We start from the raw sequence: 17,739 nt of genomic DNA on the forward strand, positions 1-17,739 counted from the left end.
GCAAGGCTAACATACCAAAATTAGTTATCAGAAAAATGACTAATTTAATTTTTATGAATTTCATCCCACTAAAAACCTAAAATATAATTCTTATTTACAAAAAGATAATAAAATCACTCTTAAAACCCAAAAGTAATTTTTAAAAAACAAATCACCCACCGATAATAATCACCCAAAATATCAGAAATGAAAAATATTCACACTCATAATTAACATTTTTTATTGTGGTTAATTTCACTCATAAATATTAAATTGAAAATACTATAAGAAAACTCCCAAAAATAATTAAAAACAATAACTTAAAATATAATACCTTTATTTTATATAAATAAATAACAATAAGGTATTACTTATTAATCTTATAATAAAATCAAGAAACAATATTCCTTGATGTTCCGTCTATTGTTTTTCACAAAATACCCATTGATATAAAGTCACACAATACGTATTATTTTGCCTCTTCCAAAATGAAGAAACAAAATGCTTTTCCTAATCAAAATTCAATTTTATTTCGTCTGATTCTGCTGTTTTTTAAATAAATAAGCAGTATAAAAAGGGGATGCCGTGTTATATCTTTATTTTAGGCCGATAGGCTTTCTTAGATATCGGTATAGTCTGTTATCGTTATTCATATCACTAAGTTGCCTAATAACAACAGAGACCGCGACAGCGGATTATGATGCATTAATTCAACAAGCCAGAAGTGGCAATACCATCCCCATACTTGAATATATTCGTCAAGAAGAAAAACGGCGGAAACTCTCTCCTTCTCAGGTAGCTGATTGGTTACAAATCGCAAGCTGGGCGGGTCATGACAATGAAGTGATTAATCTTTGGCAACGCTATCATGCTATGGAATTACCAGCCAGAGGGATCGCCGCTGCCGCACGCGCTTATCGCAATCAGCGCCAGTGGAATCAAGCCATTCAATTATGGCATCTGGCTTCAATTCTTGAAAAACACAACCACGCTATAAAAGCGGGCTTGATTATGACGTTGGCAGATGCCAGGCGAGACAGTGAAGCCCGTCGCCTGGCAAAAAATTTACTGTCCCATCAACCCAGTGCCGCTAATTACCGTTTAATGGCCTATGTAGATCAAGCCGCCGGGCGCTCATGGGATGCCATGCAGATGCTCACTATCGCCCATGAACATTTCCCCAAAGATAAGGCCATAATCCATGATTATCTGTTCAGTCTGAAAAACAATCAGGTGAATGGTCCGGCCTGGCTACTGGAACAAAAACACACCACACAATTACACTTATCCCCTGGCCAACAACGCAAACTGGAAGCTGACGCTGCGGCAGAGTTAGTTCGCCTTGCAATGATCCCCAACCGTAGTGAAAAAGAACGCTTTGATATCGCTGATCGAGCACTTGCCCGCTATGAACATATGCTCAATCAATGGCGGAAACAGCCGGATGCCCAGCAAGACTATCGACGTGTCCGTATTGATCGCCTCGGCGCACTGCTTGCCCGTTTCCAGACTCAGGAACTCATTGAAGAGTATTTACGCCTGCAACAACTTTCCCAGACAGAAAAAAACGTCGTTATACCGAATTATGCGCATAAATGGGCTGCATCTGCCTATCTGAATCTTCGTCAGCCAGATAAAGCAAGGGATATCCTGCGTCCACTGAATTATCCAAATGGAAAATATCCAGATAAAAAAACACCAATGCACCATATTACACAGGAAGATGATAGCGTTCTTTTTTATGCTGATGTGGAGAGTGAACACCTTAATGAAGCTCAACAACTGGCAACTAATATCAAGCAACGTAATGCTTATATGACGAATGTTTACGGCTCTCCAATCCGGGTACCTAACGATAACTGGTTGCAAGGACAACAGTTTTTGGCTGAATCAGCCCAACTGCATGAAGATCTTCCCGAAGCAGAAAGACGTTTTACACATTTGGCTCGTACCGCTCCTGGTAATCAGAAATTACGTATTGATCTGGCTGCCGTCTGGCTGGATCGTGGTTGGCCACGTCAGGCAGAAAGTGAACTGAAACAAATCGAGGGTCTTGATCACCGTAATTTGTCATTGGAAATTCAGCAAGGCTATACCGCTTTAGCATTACAAGAATGGCGACAAGTCGATCTGCTGTCTGATGATGTTATCACCCGTGCCCCTGAAAATATGCCGGCCAAACGTTTTAATCGTCTGCGCAATGTTCATCACATGTCAGAACTGCGTGTCAAAGTTAATCAGGGTATTGATTCGGACAGTCCTACGAGTGGTAAACGTAGTTCAGACATTGATCTTGTCATTTATAGCCCGCCTATTCATGATAATTGGCGCTTGTTTGCTGGCGGTGCTTATAACCGCAGCCAATTCAGTGAAGGCCGTGGTTTAAACCGCGATTTACGTGGGGGTATCGAATGGCGGGCACGGGATATTTGGCTGGAAGGCGAAGTTTCTGGCCGTAATTATCGTCACGGCAATAAAGTCGGTCTGCGTTTTGCCGGATGGTATGATTTAAATGACCAATGGCGTCTGGGAGGTTCAGCAGAACGACTGGCTCGTCATACTCCTTTACGGGCATTAACCAATAAGATCTACGCTAATGGCGGGCAACTTTATACCCGTTGGAGACACAGTGAGCGCAGCCAGTGGACAGCTCGTTTTGCCCCTTCATTTTTTTCTGATGGCAATAATCGCTTTGCATATGCGATTGACGGTATGCAACGCATCTACACAGCACCTTACCTGAAACTCGATGCCACACTGGAAATCAGTACGACGCATAACAGCAAACAAAATACCCCTTATTTCAATCCAAAAAATGATCTTACTTTCCTGCCGGCATTGGAAGCCGACCACATCATGTATCGGCATTACCAAACCGTTTGGAGTCAGCAGCTCACGGCTGGTATCGGTGAATACTGGCAGAACGGGTATGGCGGGGGTCTGATAACGACTGTGAGTTATGGGCAACGTATTAAGTGGAATGATGTTGTGGATGCAGGCGTGAGGATCACGCTGGATAAACGCCCTTATGACGGTAAACGTGAAAAAAACCTGCAAGCTGCTTTTGATTTGATCTATCGGTTCTAAAGGATTTTTTATGACTTTCAACGTAATTCGCTATTGGTTAATGATTTCAGCTTTACTGGTTAGCCTGTTTATTCCACAACTCAGTATAATGGCCTATGCTGAAAAACCAGAGTTCGTTCCACCAGCGGAGCGCCCTTTGTCCATGAATGAGCGCCCCTGGCCTCATAATGGTTTCGTCGTACTGGCTTACCATGATGTTGAAGATGACGGAGCTGATCAACGATTTATGTCAGTTCGTACCAGTGCGCTAAACGAACAATTTGCCTGGCTACGCGCAAATGGCTATCAACCTATTACCGTTGATCAGATCCTCGTTGCCAATCAGGGAGGAACCCCATTACCCCCAAAAGCGGTGCTGCTCACTTTTGATGATGGCTACAGCAGTTTTTATCACCGAGTTTTTCCCTTGCTGAAAGCCTATAACTGGCCTGCAATTCTGGCACCAGTCGGCATTTGGGTTGATGTTCCCGCAGGAAAGCCAGTAAATTTTGGTGGCTTGAAGGTATCACGGGAACGCTTTACGACCTGGGAACAAATTGCGGAGATGTCCCGTTCTGGTTTGGTGGAGATTGCTTCTCATACCTATCAACACCACTATGGTGCTATTGGTAACCCACAAGGTAATACCGAGCCAGCCGCCGCTATCCGAATCTATGATCCCAAAACAGGTAAATATGAAAGCGATCAGAAATTCCGTCAACGCATGGAACAGGATGTCGCCACAATCACACAGCGAATCGTTTCTGCCACAGGCAAAAAACCACGCGTCTGGGTTTGGCCTTACGGCATTGATAGCGGCGTTACTCTGGATATTGCCAAACGTCATGGTTATAAAATGGCACTGACACTCGGCAATGGACTGGCCAAGGCAGAAAACTTAAATAACATTCCACGCATATTGCTCACTAATAACCCAACGTTAAAAGAGTTCGCTGAGCAAGTGATTCAGGTTCAAAATAAACGCATCTTACGCATTGCCCATATTGATCTGGATTATGTGTATGATCCTGACCCTATTCAACAAGCGCGCAATCTCGATCAGCTAGTACAACGTGTTGCTGATCTCCGTGTTAATGCTGTCTTTCTGCAAGCATTTGCCGATCCTAAAGGCGATGGCAATATCTATGAGCTTTATTTCCCTAACCGCTGGCTACCGATGCGGGCAGATTTATTTAACCGGGTTTCCTGGCAATTACACAGCCGGTTGAATATTGATGTTTATGCGTGGATGCCAGTTCTGGCATTTGAATTAGAACCTTCACTACCTCGCGTAACAAGCTATAACGAAGAGAACAGTGAGTTATCTGTGAGTAAAACACAATATCGTCGTTTATCTCCTTATAACGCGGAAAACCGCCGGAGGATTAAAGAGATTTACCAGGACTTAGCTGCTCATTCCATATTTCAGGGTGTGTTGTATCACGATGATGCTGTCATGTCAGACTTTGAAGATGCCAGTCCTGACGCAATTAACGTTTATCAACAGGCTGGTTTTCCGGCATCTGTTGCCGAAATTCGTCAGGATCCGGAACAGTTTGCCCGTTGGAGCCGTTTCAAGAGCCGATATCTGACTGAGTTCACGCAAGAATTGACTCAAACTGTTAAATCAGTCCGTGGTTATCAGGTAAAAACAGCACGTAATATTTTCGCCCTGCCTATTCTGGAGCCAGAGAGTGAAGAGTGGTTTGCTCAAAATCTGGATGATTTTCTTGCCCATTATGATTGGGTTGCACCAATGGCAATGCCATTAATGGAAAAAATACCGCTATCAGAAAGCAATCAGTGGCTATCCCGTTTAGTGAAAACTGTTGCTCAACGCCCGGAAGCACTGGATAAAACAGTTTTTGAGCTTCAGGCTGTTGACTGGCGAAAACCATTAAATAAAAGAGCGATATCAGGCGAACAAATGGCTGAATGGATGCGTCAATTACAACTGAATGGCGCACAAAATTTTGGTTACTACCCTGATGACTTTCTTAATAATCAACCAGAAATGAACAAAATCCGTCCTGTTCTTTCTCCAGAATGGTATCCACTTAATGATTGATCGTATTCTTGCTTTTATTGTGCTCTGCATTGTATTGAGCATTCCGGTCGGTATCGCCATAACCTTTACAGGTCAGGTTATGCTGCACTTTGTGTTTTTCTGGCCATTATTCATGTCTGCTATCTGGATCTCAGGAGGGATTTATTTCTGGTTCTACCGTGAAAGACACTGGAAAAAAAACGATGTCCCTCCCCACTTAGAGGGGGAACCCCTGATATCTATTTTGATCCCTTGCTATAACGAAGGGCCAAATGTACGCGAAACATTACAGGCAGCATTAAACCAGCGTTATCCCCATATTGAAGTGATCGCAATCAATGATGGTTCAACCGACAGTACTGCCCATGAACTCAATGAGATGGCCAAACAGCATAGCGCCTTGAAAGTAATACACTTAGAACAAAATCAGGGAAAAGCTACAGCGCTTCAAGCAGGAGCTGCCGCTGCCAACAGTGATTATCTGGTCTGTATTGACGGCGATGCTCTGCTAGATCGCGACGCAGCAGTATGGATGGTAAAACCCATGATCGATCACCCTCGTGTTGGTGCGGTCACAGGCAACCCTCGTGTCCGTACCCGCTCCACCTTGATTGGCCGAATTCAAGTAGGTGAGTTTTCTTCTATCATTGGCTTAATCAAGCGTACCCAACGGGTTTATGGTCAGGTATTTACCGTTTCTGGCGTTGTTGCCGCCTTTAATCGCCGCGCCCTTGCTGATGTCGGCTATTGGAGCAATGATATGATTACCGAAGATATTGACGTTAGCTGGAAGCTACAATTACACCACTGGTCTATCTTCTTCGAACCTCGCGCTGTCTGTTGGATCCTAATGCCCGAAACTCTCCGGGGGTTATGGAAACAGAGGCTACGCTGGGCACAGGGTGGGGCTGAAGTATTCCTCAAAAACCTGCGTAAACTCTGGTCATGGGAATATCGCCGCATGTGGGTATTATTTACGGAATTCTGCTGTTCCGTAATCTGGTCATTTACCTTTGCCCTCTCAATTATTTTGTTTTTCCTCGGCATGTTTATCACATTACCCGAAAATATCCGCGTCTATACACTTTTCCCGCCTGGGTATACAGGGTTGGTATTAGCTGTAACTTGCCTGATCCAATTTATTGTCAGTCTGGTCATTGAACGACGTTATGAGAAACACGTTGCATCATCACTTTTCTGGGTGATTTGGTATCCTGTGGTGTACTGGATGCTAAATCTGTTCACTACACTTGTATCTTTCCCCAAAGTCATGCTTAAAGTACGCCAAAAACGTGCCCGTTGGGAAAGCCCTGATCGTGGAATAGAGAGAATAGAATAATGAAAGATCCATTGATATTTACAGAACAAAGATTATTACCTTGTCTTATTGATATTATACTCACCATTATAGCGTGGGCTGGATTTGCCTATTTATTCATTGTGGGGCTATTTAATTCGCCCCATCATGGCCCTAAACCTGTTATGTCTGTATTTACCTCAGAAGTAAGCTCAATTGTACTTTATATTATTATCGCCATATTTAATTCACTCCTGTTGATCGGGTGGGCGAAATACAATCAAATCCGCTTCCGTATAGAACGTCGCCGCCATCGACCTGCATTAAGTAATGAAGAATTGGCAAAGAGTTTTTCTTTAGAACAGCAATTAATGAACAGGCTAAATCAAGGCAAAGTTTCCAGTATCACTTATAATAACCATGGACATATAATAGGAATAACTGAAAAATCAAATCAATTAGCTAGCAAATAATGAGCAAGGAAATTAAAACTTCCTATCGCTTAAACATTTTGCAACCTATCTCAACCAATGCGACTAGTGTCTGATAATTAATAACACTTGCAAAAACACCATGATGAGATAGGTTCTAATTGAGGATATATTCCATCAATAATTTTGTTCTCTGGATTAAATGAAAGGCAAATACTGGAACTTGTTATGTGCTTGACTGAATGGACTCATTGTATTGTTAGACGTTACGTTTCCAAAGTATTTCTACGGGTACTAACGATTTTTTGCTTAACCATTGTGATATGTAATTCAATAGTAACAGCCATGCCTGATGCTAAAGAAAAAATAAAACTCAATGAAAACGTTGCACGTGTCGTTTCTGGTATTATCAGTTATACACACTGGCCAGTCACACGTTCAACGCTACATTTGTGTCTGGTAGCACCATCTAATTACATTGATGTCTTAGCCAACATCAATATGCCCACTGGCGATACAAAATTACAAGTAGAAATTCTGAACTTCAACGCAGAAAAATTATTAGAGCAATGTGATATTGTTTATTACGGTCAAATTGACCCTATACTTCAACATCAAGTGATTAGTCAAAAAAATGACAAACCACTTCTCACAATTTCTGAACAGAATCAACATTGTGAAATCGGTAGTGCATTTTGTCTTAATATTGACAGTACACAAACGACTTTTAACCTTAATCTCGATATTTTGACACGCAGTGGTGTACGCGTAGATCCAAATGTCCTGCAATTGGCTCGCAAGGCGGAATAACTGTATGAAAAAACGTTATTCGCTAATTCCATCACGCCCGACCTTACGTCAAGCTGTTCATCGTATCCATTTGATCATTACTTTTGTTACATTATCCGTTGTCGGCCTACTTCTTTCATTACTGGCGCTAGTTGCCATGCAGAAATATGCTGAAAATAACTTAAAGCAGACCTCATCAACAATAGCCCATACCGTTCAGGCTGCGGTTGTATTTAATGATAAGACAGCCGCGAACGAAATATTGGAAATGATTGCGGTTCATAATAATTTTACAGAAGCGAAAATTTTCGATGCCAAAAATCAAATTTTGGCGAGCTGGCAAGCCAATAAAACAACCCGAACCAGTAATTTCAAGAAACTGGTTGAATATTGGATTTTTCCTGAGCTAATCACTTTTCCCATATATCACCATCAACAACAGGTGGGGTCGGTTTGGTTAATCGGCAATAGTGAACACATCATCAAATTTATCTATCAAGCCTTATTGGTACTCTTTGCTTGTTTACTGATTAGCGCCATACTTTCACTCTATCTTTCCCTGCGTATGCACGATGGTATTGTCAGGACATTACAAAACATTGCTGGTGTTGCCCATGATGTCCGGCAACGACGTGCTTTTTCACAACGTGTTCCTTCCGCAAAAATTGCAGAACTTCATGAATTAAGTCAGGTTTTTAACCATCTGCTTGAAGAATTGGAAGAGTGGCAACACCATTTACAAACTGAAAAAGCAGCATTGGCATGGCAGGCTCAACATGATTCTCTTACAGGATTACCCAATAGAGCCACTTTTGAACGCGTATTATCGACTGTGATGAATGATAAATTCATGCGTGAAAGCGCAGTGATCTTATTTATTGATGGCAACCGATTGAAATATGTCAATGACGTCTATGGCCATGCAGCCGGTGATCACGTCCTGATCACAATCGCTGATACCTTAAAAATGAAAGTCCGAAAAACCGATACTGTCGCCCGTCTTGGTGGCGATGAGTTCGCTATTTTATTACCTTCAGCCAATTTGGAAGATGCAGAAAGAATCGCAAAAAATATTATCCACGCCATGGACACTCCAATTCAGCTCCCCAGTGGTCAACACCTGCGTATCACTCTCAGTATTGGTATCGCTCTGTCAAATGGGGATTTGACAGCAGAACAACTACTCTCTGAAGCAGATGCTGCCATGTATCACATCAAACAACGAGGTGGTGGCTGGTACTCCGCTGATACAACAAAAATAAACTACTTATCCAGGAATTCATCATGATAAAAAACCGTGTTTTTATATTTGTGATTGCAATTATTACCCCTCTTCTCCTGAATGCCTGCCAGAATAAAGGAAACCTAACGGCAAAACAGATCACAATCCTTAAACAGCAAGGATTTCATCAAACCGATGAAGGATGGCTGTTTGGCATGTCAGAAAAAGTGCTCTTCGGTAATAATCAATATCATTTACGTCCTGAAGGTGAAGCAAAGCTGATAGAACTGGCCGCGGCTTTATCTAAAGTCGGCATTCATCACGCACGTCTGGATGGTCATACAGACAATTATGGTGAATTGAGCTATAACAATCAGCTCTCACTAAAGCGGGCTAACACTGTTGCGGATGCTCTGACTCGTGGAGGAATGCAAAGATCCAACCTGAAAACCCGTGGTTTAGGGCCAAGCCAGCCTATTACAGATAACCGCAGCTCAAAAAGCCGGGCAGAAAACCGCCGTGTAGCGATTGTGATTACAGCTCAGTAAATAACTTATATACCTTATGGATTGCAGGATGCAGCCAACAAAGCGGCGACTTGGAAGATGACGAATATAAATAAGGTAAGGAATAATCTGATAAAAGATTGGCATTAATCAATAAAATAATTTAATTATTTCGCCAAGGATGGCAATAATAATCCATCAATTACGCAATTTAGCAATTTATTAGCCGATCCTCGCTATACAACTATATATATTTCCTGTATTCAATATCTTCCTGTAAGATAGCCGACGCTGTTTTTTCAAACAGAAAGCCATTTTTCATAAACAACAAGCTCACAGAATTTTACAAAATTAGACGGTAGGTCTACTGTTGGATAATGGGCTTTATCAAAAAGGAGAAATGATGGGGCTGAATTTTAAATCATACCGAATGTTATATCGGGTATTTGTGGTATTATTCATCGTCATCACCTTAAGTGTTGGTAATATATTATGGAAAATATTTTCCAATTATCAGAATAATATCAAGCCTGATATGGAACTGGAAGGGGTTTTGCCTTCATTGGCAATACTCATGCTCTTATCCGCCATCTTTTTATATCAATACACTAAAAATATCACTATCCCAACATATCAATTAAAGAAATCCATTAAAAATAAACAAATTATCCCTTATATACAGCCTATTATTTGTAGCAAAAGTAACACCATCATTGGATGTGAGATCCTTGTACGCTGGCAACATCCAATACAGGGGCTATTGACACCAAAAGATTTTATCGCACAAATTGAGAAATCAGATTTGATTGTTCCTCTAACACGTAATTTAATCACGCAAGTACGGAATTTCTTTGTTCCGCTTACCCATCAGCTACCTAAAAACTTTCATTTTAGTTTCAATATCAGTGCAAAACATTATAAAGAAGCCAGCTTATTAGATGATTGTCGTGATTTTCTACGAGCATTCCCTGAGAATTCTGTCCGGTTGATATTAGAAATTACAGAAAGAGAATTACTGGAGCCGGATGAGTACTCGATTAAACTATTTAATAAATTAGATGAATTAGGTGTATTAATCGCTTTAGATGATTTCGGCACAGGTTATTCAAACCACACATATTTACAAAAATTGAATGTTAATATGGTGAAGATAGGTCATAACTTCATCAGCAAAATGAATACGGATATGATTTCGAAACATATTGTTGAAAATATCATTGACTTAGCATTGCGACTGAATTTAGAAATTGTGGCAGAAGGCATTGAAAACCAAAAACAGGTGGATCAACTAAGAGACCATTCCATAAACTATTTGCAGGGGTATTATTTTGATCGTCCCGTGTCGCTGGAGGAATTTGTTAATAAATGGTTGAAGTAAATAATACAACTATTCTTAAGTCTATAGAAAATAACTTGAAAAGATATCTGTATTCAGATTAAAGCACTCATTCCAATACTCCCTTAAGAATTATTACCATAGTAGCAATTAATGATATATATCAGGCCATATTGCTACTATGGTATTTGGTATTACAATTTTAATGCCATCCATTTCTGTTGCATATGTAGATCAATCATTGTTACCAATGATTGATCTATCCCCAACTCATTGGCAAAAAACTTAAATTGGCGAGTGGCATGATAAATCTCTGCTAACATATCAATTAACGGATTCTTACTGGTAAACCCGGCCTGTGCAGCTAGCAGTTCCAATGCCTTAGGTGTGATAATTTTTCCATTACCATTAAAAGATGTCATATGCTCATTATAAGGTGATGGGGTATATACCACATCATAGAATGGAGAAATCCGCCAGTTATCTGAATCATCAGCCAGATAAGCAAAATTTTTGGCATGATCATCCTGATTAACTGTTAGATAGTTAAATAACGCACGTTTTACCAGTTTCTGTGCTTCTTCTACACCACAAAAATGCCGTGTTGCTTTAACCAAATCAACATAATCTAAAGATGGCTCCCTAAATGGGGCATCCAATAATCCACAGGCAGAAATCATGTGATAGCGCCCTTTATCGGTACAATCAAACCGAGTTTGTTGTAGCCAGAATCGCCCTTTTCCTGCATCGAGTAACTTAAAGTCAGGTACTTCAATACCTGCATTCGCCGCTATTTTCATATAAACATATTCAATAAGGCTTTCAGAGTGCTTCAGGAAAAATTTATCTGATGTCAATTTAACAATCAGTTTTTCACCAACAGCATCAGTGCGAGTTGTAAACCGACCATCACTATATTTTGTCAGATTAAGCTTAGGACGCGCACCACCGGAGCCACTGGCATTCATTAAATACTCAATAAAATCAGAATTTGTTCCTTCAAATTCCTTAACGGCTTCTTGGCCGAGAGTAATAAGATCGAGGTCTCTTTCATCAGTATTGGCAAAGGACATTTCTGGTTCATAATAGAGGGCACCAGAACAATGTTCACCGATATAAGCAAGCCGTTCTAAGGCCGTTATCATTCGCGGGTTAAAACCATTTTCGCGAAATACCCGATCCATTAAATAAAGCCCCCATCCATCCGGCAAACTATCGCCGAAAACACCATGTAAGCCATAATGAGGCTCTTTTGGTGCCTTCTGTAGTGAATTATCTGATTTCAATAAGAAAGGAGAGAGTGATTTAGGATGAGCTGCGAGATATGAATCAGCATATTGGAAATAAACACCATTCCTGTTTTCTGCCAACTGACCTACAATTATCTGATTTCCATCAGAAAGTTTTCTTTTGACATTAAGTGGTGTCTTAAGCATTTTTAAGCACCTCGGCAATGGTCGTTGGTTCTTGTTCACGCTCTTTAGTTAATTCATGGAGTGGGAACAATTCACCAATCGCTTCCATTAACATTAAAAACTGTCGCAGGGAAATGTTACCTGTACGCTCAAATTTCCTGATGGTGCTATATGGCACACCAGAACGTTTGGACAAACTTTCAACGGTGATTTTTTGTTGTTTACGCTGTCGCTTGATAAAGTCTTTTAATTCATGCTGCACATCATAAGCTGTGTAGAATGAAAGCATGGCAACCTCTTGTGTCACTATAATAGCAATTATATGGAAAATACTATACTAAATTGTCATAATAGTCACACATTAATCCAATCTGGATTTGTATCACACCTTTCTTGCTATGACCCTCTTTCCATGCTCATTTATCACAATTGGTAATCTATGTGAAAATATATATCCATCATGTTGAAATTCAATTAAAGATTTCGTTGAAGGCGAGATAAAAAAAGTATCACCATTAAAAAAACATTCTGAATTTTGATTTAAATAATTATTAACAAATGGCTCAACGTGATTGATATCCATGAAATAAACTTCGTCTTTTATATAAGAGTTATCAGTTATTATAAATACATTATTTGCAAGATATTTTTTGAAGTGAGTATGTTCTAGTATTTCAGCATCACCCCGATTTTCCCAATCATCTATCTTTTCCAAGAGTTCAAATCTACCTTCTTGCGAAAATCCTATATAACTTAATAATATTAACTCGCCGCCAATGGCAGGTTGTAACATTCGATCGGCTTTATCCATAGTATATTTTTTATAGTTCTCCATTCTCCAGCCTTTATTTCATATTGTTTAATATCATTTAACAATACATAAAATTATTCTGCTCTTCCACCTTATTTAAAGGCATTTTTGGCTTCATTTAAACTCATGGAATTAGCACCTCCGGTAAGATCAGGATTTGTGGATTTCACAGGATCATCTTCCCAATTACAAATATCACAAATAAATATTCACCAAGTGAGTCTAAAACTCTATTTTAGCAGCATGAACATGGGTATTTTTGATTCAAAGTTAGAAAATTAACGAACAATTATCCCTAATAAAATCCCTACTACGCCAAAATCCGCATCACTGAATGTGGTATTAGCAATACCGATACTTCCCAGAACAGGTAACAGGAATACAGGCAAAAATGTAATCAATAATCCTTGAGCAAATGCCCCAAGGATCGCCCCTCGTCTTCCTCCCATTGCATTGCCGAAAACACCTGCGGTTGCACCAACAAAGAAATGAGGGACAACACCGGGAATAATCACTGTCATGTTCAATAAGTAGAGAATAAACATGCCAGCAACACCGGCAATAAAACTGCTCAAGAAGCCAATCAGAACGGCATTTGGTGCATAGGGAAAAACCACCGGACAATCCAGTGCAGGCTTGGCATTCGGTACTAATTTGTCGGAAATACCCTTAAATGCAGGCACGATCTCAGCAATCACCATTCTGACGCCTTGCAAAATGATATAAACACCCGCTGCAAATGTGATTGATTGCATCAGTGAATACATTACTCTGTTTTTTCCACCGCTGACTTGCCGGACTAATTCCTGATCAGCAAATAAACAGGTGATAATAAAAATAATCGCCATAGTTAAAGCGATGGCGACAGAAGTATCGCGCAGAAATAATAAACTTTTGGGTACATTCATCTCTTCCGTAGAATGTGCTTTATTACCCAATTTGCTGCCAATAAATCCCGCCAAAACGTAAGAAAGTGTTGAGAAATGACCAAGTGCCACATCATCAGAGCCTGTCACTTTTTTCATATAAGGATGAGCAATCGCTGGAAAAAATACCATTGAAATACCAACAACAATTGAGCCGATCACAACCAGCATTGTGCTCTTTATTCCTGCTACAGAAAGAATAACCGCCACCATCATCGACATAAATAAAGTGTGATGTCCGGTCAAGAATATAAATTTCCATGGCGTGAAACGGGCAATTAGAATGTTAATCACCATAGCGAAGAACATAATCATCGCCATCTCTTTACCAAAACTCTTCTGCGCTATCGATACGATAGCTTCATTATTTGGTACAACTCCCTGAATACCAAAGGTATCTTGAAAGATAGTGGCAAATCCACCTAATGAAGTCACTATCAGGCCCGCTCCTGCACCTAAAATGACGAATCCGAGTATAGTTTTTACTGTTCCTTTGATGCACTCCGTCACAGGCTGTTTCTGCATTACTAAACCAATTAATGAAATCAGCCCGACTAAAATCGCAGGCTCTGCCAGTACGTCGTTCATCAAAAAGCGGAAGAAATCCATATTCTTCTCCAATTACAATTTACCGAGTTCTTGTAATACCGCAGATAAACGCATTTTCATGGCAGATTTATCTAACATATTTTCCAATACAATGATTTTCCCAGCCATCTGCTGTTTAATCAGTTGTTCTGCAATATCTTTTGTCGCCATGAAAATATCGCTCTTGGCCGCTTTTGCTGAACCTAAATCTGTATGTTCAACACTGGCTTCAACGCCTAATTCCTGCAAAATATTTTTAATACTTATCTCCATTATCAGGCTGGTCCCTAAACCATGACCACAAACAACTGTAATTTTCATTTTATTTTCCTGTTAAATAAAAATATTGGTTAATAACCTTGAACAATAGAAAAAATCTCGTCTTGGTTTTTAGCCTGCATTAATCGATTAATTTTTGGCTGGTCATCAAATAATCCTGCAAGTTCAGCGATCACTTCGATATGGCTATCGCTGCTTGTTGTGGCAAATACGAACAGTAACTTGACCGGATCATTTTCTACAGACCCAAACATGACACCCTGTTTTATAAACGTCAGACTCAGAGCAAGACGATTAACTCCCTGCTCCGGTCTCGCATGGGGGATCGCAATACCTGAGCCAATCACGTAGTAAGGGCCAAACTCTTCATGAGCACGATAAATGGCATCGACATAACTCGGCTGAATCGCTGCGTTATCGATAAGCGGCTGACAAGCTAATTCAATGGCCTCTTGCCAATCTTTAACACCAGGAATCCATTGAATAACATCACGATTCAGTAGTGTTTTTAACATTGAATGCTCCTGATTTAACGTGTTTTCCGCCAACAGTACTTCTAAAAATGCTTTCAAAAGTACGTCACTGAATACAAGCATAGTCACTGCAAATCAAACATACCGATGGAAAAAGAGAAAAAGCACAATAATACGGAGTAAGTCACATTACAGACCGAAATGAAGAGATAGATATTTATATAAAATTATATGCATAAAAAATCCCCGGATTGTAAGCCCAGGGATTGGAATTTTCTGTTAACAGGACATATTGGTTAACGAACCAAATGCAAAAAGTGAATGTGCTTTTCGTATTGATCCAAAATATCGTGGATGATCTGTTCCTGAGTCCATCCCATCAGATCGTAATCCTGTCCCCCCTCTTTAAGGTAAACTTCAGCACGATAATATTTTTGTTCCTCACTTCTCTCATCATCTTCCAGACCTACAATAGCAAACGCTGGTTGAATATAACCTCGCAGACGAACTTCATAGACAAAGTTAAGATTTTCGCCAAAATCCACTTCCAGATGAATTCTGTCGTCCATCTCATCATTGATGACAACGATTTTATTCTGCTTTGCCAATTCTCCAGCCACCATACTCATTGCTTGCTGGATGACTTCGCTCATAAAACGTTTTACCTGTGAGCGCTTAGGGTAATAAACGATATTTCTTAATCTTCGCTGCCATGGTATTGGATTACGGCTGGCCGGAGGCGCTATTGTGGTCATCTGCTGACTGTCTTTCTTATAAGCGTCAATTCGTAATGCCTTAAGCAAACCATATATCGATATCAACAAAATTATCGAGAAAGGAAGCGCACTGGCGATCGTTACTGTTTGCAAAGCAGATAAGCCCCCTGCAATCAATAAAGCAATGGCAACTGCTCCCATCAAACCTGCCCAGAAAATCCGCTGCCAGATAGGTGTATGATGAACTCCACCAGAAGCCAATGTATCAACCACCATGGCACCAGAATCAGCAGAAGTGATAAAGAACATCACGACCATGATCATTGCAATGAACGATAAAACGGTAGGCAGTGGAAAATGCTCCAGAAAATTGAACAGTGCCAGGGAAACATCTGACTGTACGATATTAGCTAATTCTTTGGCTCCCTGATTGGCAATCATATCAATCGCACTATTACCAAATGCCGTCATCCACATCAGAGTAAAACCACTGGGTACAAACAAAACTCCAGTGACAAATTCCCTGATTGTCCGGCCTCGTGAAACTCTGGCGATAAACATCCCAACGAACGGAGACCAGGATAACCACCATCCCCAATACAGTAATGTCCATCCTCCTAACCAATTACTGGACTTAGGTTCATAGGCATACAGGTTAAATGTTTTGCTGACAATTTCCGAAAGGTAGCCGCCCGTATTTTCCACGAAGGACTTTAACAACAGCACCGTTGGCCCCAAAGTAACAACCAGAATCAACAATAAAAATGCCAGCCCTAAATTCAACTCAGATAGAACACGGATACCTTTCTCTAAACCAGAAATAACCGAAATGGTTGCCAGAGCGGTGATTGTAATGATCAATACAACCTGTACCGTCCCATTGATAGGTAAATCAAATAGATGATTAAGACCAGCATTCACTTGGAGAATGCCATAACCCAAAGACGTGGCTACGCCAAATACTGTACCAATAACCGCAAAGATATCGACAGCATGACCAATCGGCCCATAAATTTTATCACCAATAATCGGATACAGCGCAGAGCGCAGTGTTAAAGGCAAACCATGCCGATAGCTAAAAAATGCCAGAATCAAAGCCACAATGGCATAGATTGCCCAGGCGTGAAGCCCCCAATGAAAGAAAGTTAACTTCATAGCCTGTTTAGCCGCAGCAATACTTTCAGGTGTGCCCACGGGGGGTGACAGATAGTGCATGACAGGCTCAGCCACACCAAAGAACATCAATCCAATCCCCATCCCGGCAGAAAAAAGCATGGCAAACCAGGAAAAATAACTGAAATCAGGTTCTGCATGGTCAGGGCCAAGCTTTATATTGCCGTATCTGGATAAACCCAAATAGGTAACTGAAAGTAAAATCAACGCAACGGCAAGGATATAAAACCAACTAGCATTAACAAACAAGTCTTGCTGCAAAGATTTAAACCACCTATCGGCAAGCTCCGGTTTCAAACCAGCAAATGCGACCAATGCAATGATCAAAAATGCCGAGAAGAAAAAGACTGGTGGGTTAATGTAAGTTTTCGTCTTTACCTGTCCAGTATTATCTTGACTCATACTCATCCTTCAAAATTAGTGTCCGACACTATCTCCTATATCAATCCAAAAAATATTTTGTCGAAATTTCAATGAAATAAATATAACCCAATTAAAGGTTACCCATTCTGTAGATCTTTTGCGCCCATAATTCATTCAATCTACGTTCATGGTCACCTTAACATAAAAATCAGAGCAACTGTACTTACAGCGAGGTAGACAATCACCATTATTAACAAATAAATAACATTAATGGTTAATAAATTAACAATAAAAAACATTAACCTCATTTTTCCGTGTGATT

16 protein-coding genes are annotated in these 17,739 nt (G+C 40.3%); 8 read left to right on the forward strand and 8 right to left on the reverse strand.

The genetic code is table 11. The features are described 5' to 3' along the window. The first annotated feature begins 564 nt into the window (after positions 1-564). The 8 genes from pgaA to AAC852_RS00685 all read left to right on the forward strand — a co-directional run bounded on the left by pgaA (position 565) and on the right by AAC852_RS00685 (position 10,715). Positions 565-3,066: a poly-beta-1,6 N-acetyl-D-glucosamine export porin PgaA gene (pgaA, locus tag AAC852_RS00650; RefSeq protein WP_340619358.1), complete on the forward strand. Its 2,502-nt coding sequence runs from the start codon at positions 565-567 to the stop codon at positions 3,064-3,066. Between the two features lie 10 nt (positions 3,067-3,076). After that, positions 3,077-5,113: a poly-beta-1,6-N-acetyl-D-glucosamine N-deacetylase PgaB gene (gene pgaB, locus AAC852_RS00655; protein WP_340619359.1), complete on the forward strand. Its 2,037-nt coding sequence runs from the start codon at positions 3,077-3,079 to the stop codon at positions 5,111-5,113. Further along, complete coding sequence (gene pgaC, locus AAC852_RS00660) at positions 5,106-6,431, forward strand: poly-beta-1,6-N-acetyl-D-glucosamine synthase (RefSeq protein ID WP_340619360.1); 1,326 nt, start codon at positions 5,106-5,108, stop codon at positions 6,429-6,431. Before pgaB ends, pgaC begins: the two co-directional genes overlap by 8 nt. Continuing rightward, positions 6,431-6,862: a poly-beta-1,6-N-acetyl-D-glucosamine biosynthesis protein PgaD gene (pgaD, locus tag AAC852_RS00665; RefSeq protein WP_340619361.1), complete on the forward strand. Its 432-nt coding sequence runs from the start codon at positions 6,431-6,433 to the stop codon at positions 6,860-6,862. The genes pgaC and pgaD overlap by 1 nt, the downstream gene beginning before the upstream one ends. A 303-nt stretch (positions 6,863-7,165) precedes the next feature. Beyond that, positions 7,166-7,630 (forward strand): regulatory sequestration protein YfiR, encoded by a 465-nt coding sequence (yfiR, locus tag AAC852_RS00670; protein ID WP_340619362.1) that lies wholly within the window; start codon positions 7,166-7,168, stop codon positions 7,628-7,630. Positions 7,631-7,634: 4 nt separating this feature from the next. Beyond that, positions 7,635-8,897, forward strand: coding sequence for a diguanylate cyclase DgcN/YfiN (gene dgcN / locus AAC852_RS00675; RefSeq protein ID WP_340619363.1), 1,263 nt, complete (start codon positions 7,635-7,637; stop codon positions 8,895-8,897). Next, positions 8,894-9,379, forward strand: coding sequence for an outer membrane lipoprotein YfiB (gene yfiB / locus AAC852_RS00680; protein ID WP_340619364.1), 486 nt, complete (start codon positions 8,894-8,896; stop codon positions 9,377-9,379). Before dgcN ends, yfiB begins: the two co-directional genes overlap by 4 nt. 328 nt (positions 9,380-9,707) lie before the next feature. Next, positions 9,708-10,715 (forward strand): EAL domain-containing protein, encoded by a 1,008-nt coding sequence (locus AAC852_RS00685; protein WP_340619365.1) that lies wholly within the window; start codon positions 9,708-9,710, stop codon positions 10,713-10,715. 152 nt (positions 10,716-10,867) lie between these two features. Here AAC852_RS00685 and AAC852_RS00690 read toward each other — a convergent pair whose 3' ends face one another. The 8 genes from AAC852_RS00690 to betT all read right to left on the reverse strand — a co-directional run bounded on the left by AAC852_RS00690 (position 10,868) and on the right by betT (position 17,456). Then, on the reverse strand, positions 10,868-12,109 hold the full coding sequence (locus AAC852_RS00690; RefSeq protein WP_340619366.1) for a type II toxin-antitoxin system HipA family toxin: 1,242 nt from the start codon (positions 12,107-12,109) through the stop codon (positions 10,868-10,870). Then, the gene (locus AAC852_RS00695) at positions 12,102-12,377 is read right to left on the reverse strand and encodes a helix-turn-helix domain-containing protein (RefSeq protein WP_340619367.1); all 276 of its coding nucleotides are present in this window, start codon (positions 12,375-12,377) and stop codon (positions 12,102-12,104) included. Before AAC852_RS00695 ends, AAC852_RS00690 begins: the two co-directional genes overlap by 8 nt. 93 nt (positions 12,378-12,470) lie before the next feature. After that, positions 12,471-12,923, reverse strand: coding sequence for a hypothetical protein (locus tag AAC852_RS00700; RefSeq protein ID WP_340619368.1), 453 nt, complete (start codon positions 12,921-12,923; stop codon positions 12,471-12,473). Positions 12,924-12,991: 68 nt separating this feature from the next. Further along, positions 12,992-13,069, reverse strand: coding sequence for a hypothetical protein (locus AAC852_RS00705; protein ID WP_340619401.1), 78 nt, complete (start codon positions 13,067-13,069; stop codon positions 12,992-12,994). Between the two features lie 108 nt (positions 13,070-13,177). After that, positions 13,178-14,434, reverse strand: coding sequence for a PTS ascorbate transporter subunit IIC (locus AAC852_RS00710; protein WP_340619369.1), 1,257 nt, complete (start codon positions 14,432-14,434; stop codon positions 13,178-13,180). Between the two features lie 12 nt (positions 14,435-14,446). Continuing rightward, positions 14,447-14,734: a PTS sugar transporter subunit IIB gene (locus AAC852_RS00715; protein ID WP_340619370.1), complete on the reverse strand. Its 288-nt coding sequence runs from the start codon at positions 14,732-14,734 to the stop codon at positions 14,447-14,449. Between the two features lie 29 nt (positions 14,735-14,763). Continuing rightward, positions 14,764-15,207, reverse strand: coding sequence for a PTS sugar transporter subunit IIA (locus AAC852_RS00720; protein WP_340619371.1), 444 nt, complete (start codon positions 15,205-15,207; stop codon positions 14,764-14,766). Positions 15,208-15,461: 254 nt separating this feature from the next. After that, positions 15,462-17,456 carry a choline BCCT transporter BetT gene (gene betT, locus AAC852_RS00725; RefSeq protein WP_340619372.1) on the reverse strand — a complete coding sequence of 665 codons (1,995 nt, stop codon included), beginning with the start codon at positions 17,454-17,456 and terminating at the stop codon, positions 15,462-15,464. Positions 17,457-17,739: the final 283 nt, after the last annotated feature.

This window comes from Xenorhabdus siamensis (assembly GCF_037996745.1).
In the GTDB taxonomy this organism is placed as follows: Bacteria; Pseudomonadota; Gammaproteobacteria; order Enterobacterales; family Enterobacteriaceae; genus Xenorhabdus; species Xenorhabdus indica.

Excerpts from the sequence above, each read along its gene's own strand:
- pgaB (WP_340619359.1), top strand. The coding sequence starts at position 3,077 with ATGACTTTCAACGTAATTCGCTATTGGTTAATGATTTCAGCTTTACTG.
- pgaC (WP_340619360.1), top strand. The coding sequence starts at position 5,106 with ATGATTGATCGTATTCTTGCTTTTATTGTGCTCTGCATTGTATTGAGC.
- pgaD (WP_340619361.1), top strand. The coding sequence starts at position 6,431 with ATGAAAGATCCATTGATATTTACAGAACAAAGATTATTACCTTGTCTT.
- yfiR (WP_340619362.1), top strand. The coding sequence starts at position 7,166 with ATGCCTGATGCTAAAGAAAAAATAAAACTCAATGAAAACGTTGCACGT.
- dgcN (WP_340619363.1), top strand. The coding sequence starts at position 7,635 with ATGAAAAAACGTTATTCGCTAATTCCATCACGCCCGACCTTACGTCAA.
- yfiB (WP_340619364.1), top strand. The coding sequence starts at position 8,894 with ATGATAAAAAACCGTGTTTTTATATTTGTGATTGCAATTATTACCCCT.
- AAC852_RS00690 (WP_340619366.1), bottom strand. The coding sequence starts at position 12,109 with ATGCTTAAGACACCACTTAATGTCAAAAGAAAACTTTCTGATGGAAAT.
- AAC852_RS00695 (WP_340619367.1), bottom strand. The coding sequence starts at position 12,377 with ATGCTTTCATTCTACACAGCTTATGATGTGCAGCATGAATTAAAAGAC.
- AAC852_RS00700 (WP_340619368.1), bottom strand. The coding sequence starts at position 12,923 with ATGGAGAACTATAAAAAATATACTATGGATAAAGCCGATCGAATGTTA.
- AAC852_RS00710 (WP_340619369.1), bottom strand. The coding sequence starts at position 14,434 with ATGGATTTCTTCCGCTTTTTGATGAACGACGTACTGGCAGAGCCTGCG.
- AAC852_RS00715 (WP_340619370.1), bottom strand. The coding sequence starts at position 14,734 with ATGAAAATTACAGTTGTTTGTGGTCATGGTTTAGGGACCAGCCTGATA.
- AAC852_RS00720 (WP_340619371.1), bottom strand. The coding sequence starts at position 15,207 with ATGTTAAAAACACTACTGAATCGTGATGTTATTCAATGGATTCCTGGT.
- betT (WP_340619372.1), bottom strand. The coding sequence starts at position 17,456 with ATGAGTCAAGATAATACTGGACAGGTAAAGACGAAAACTTACATTAAC.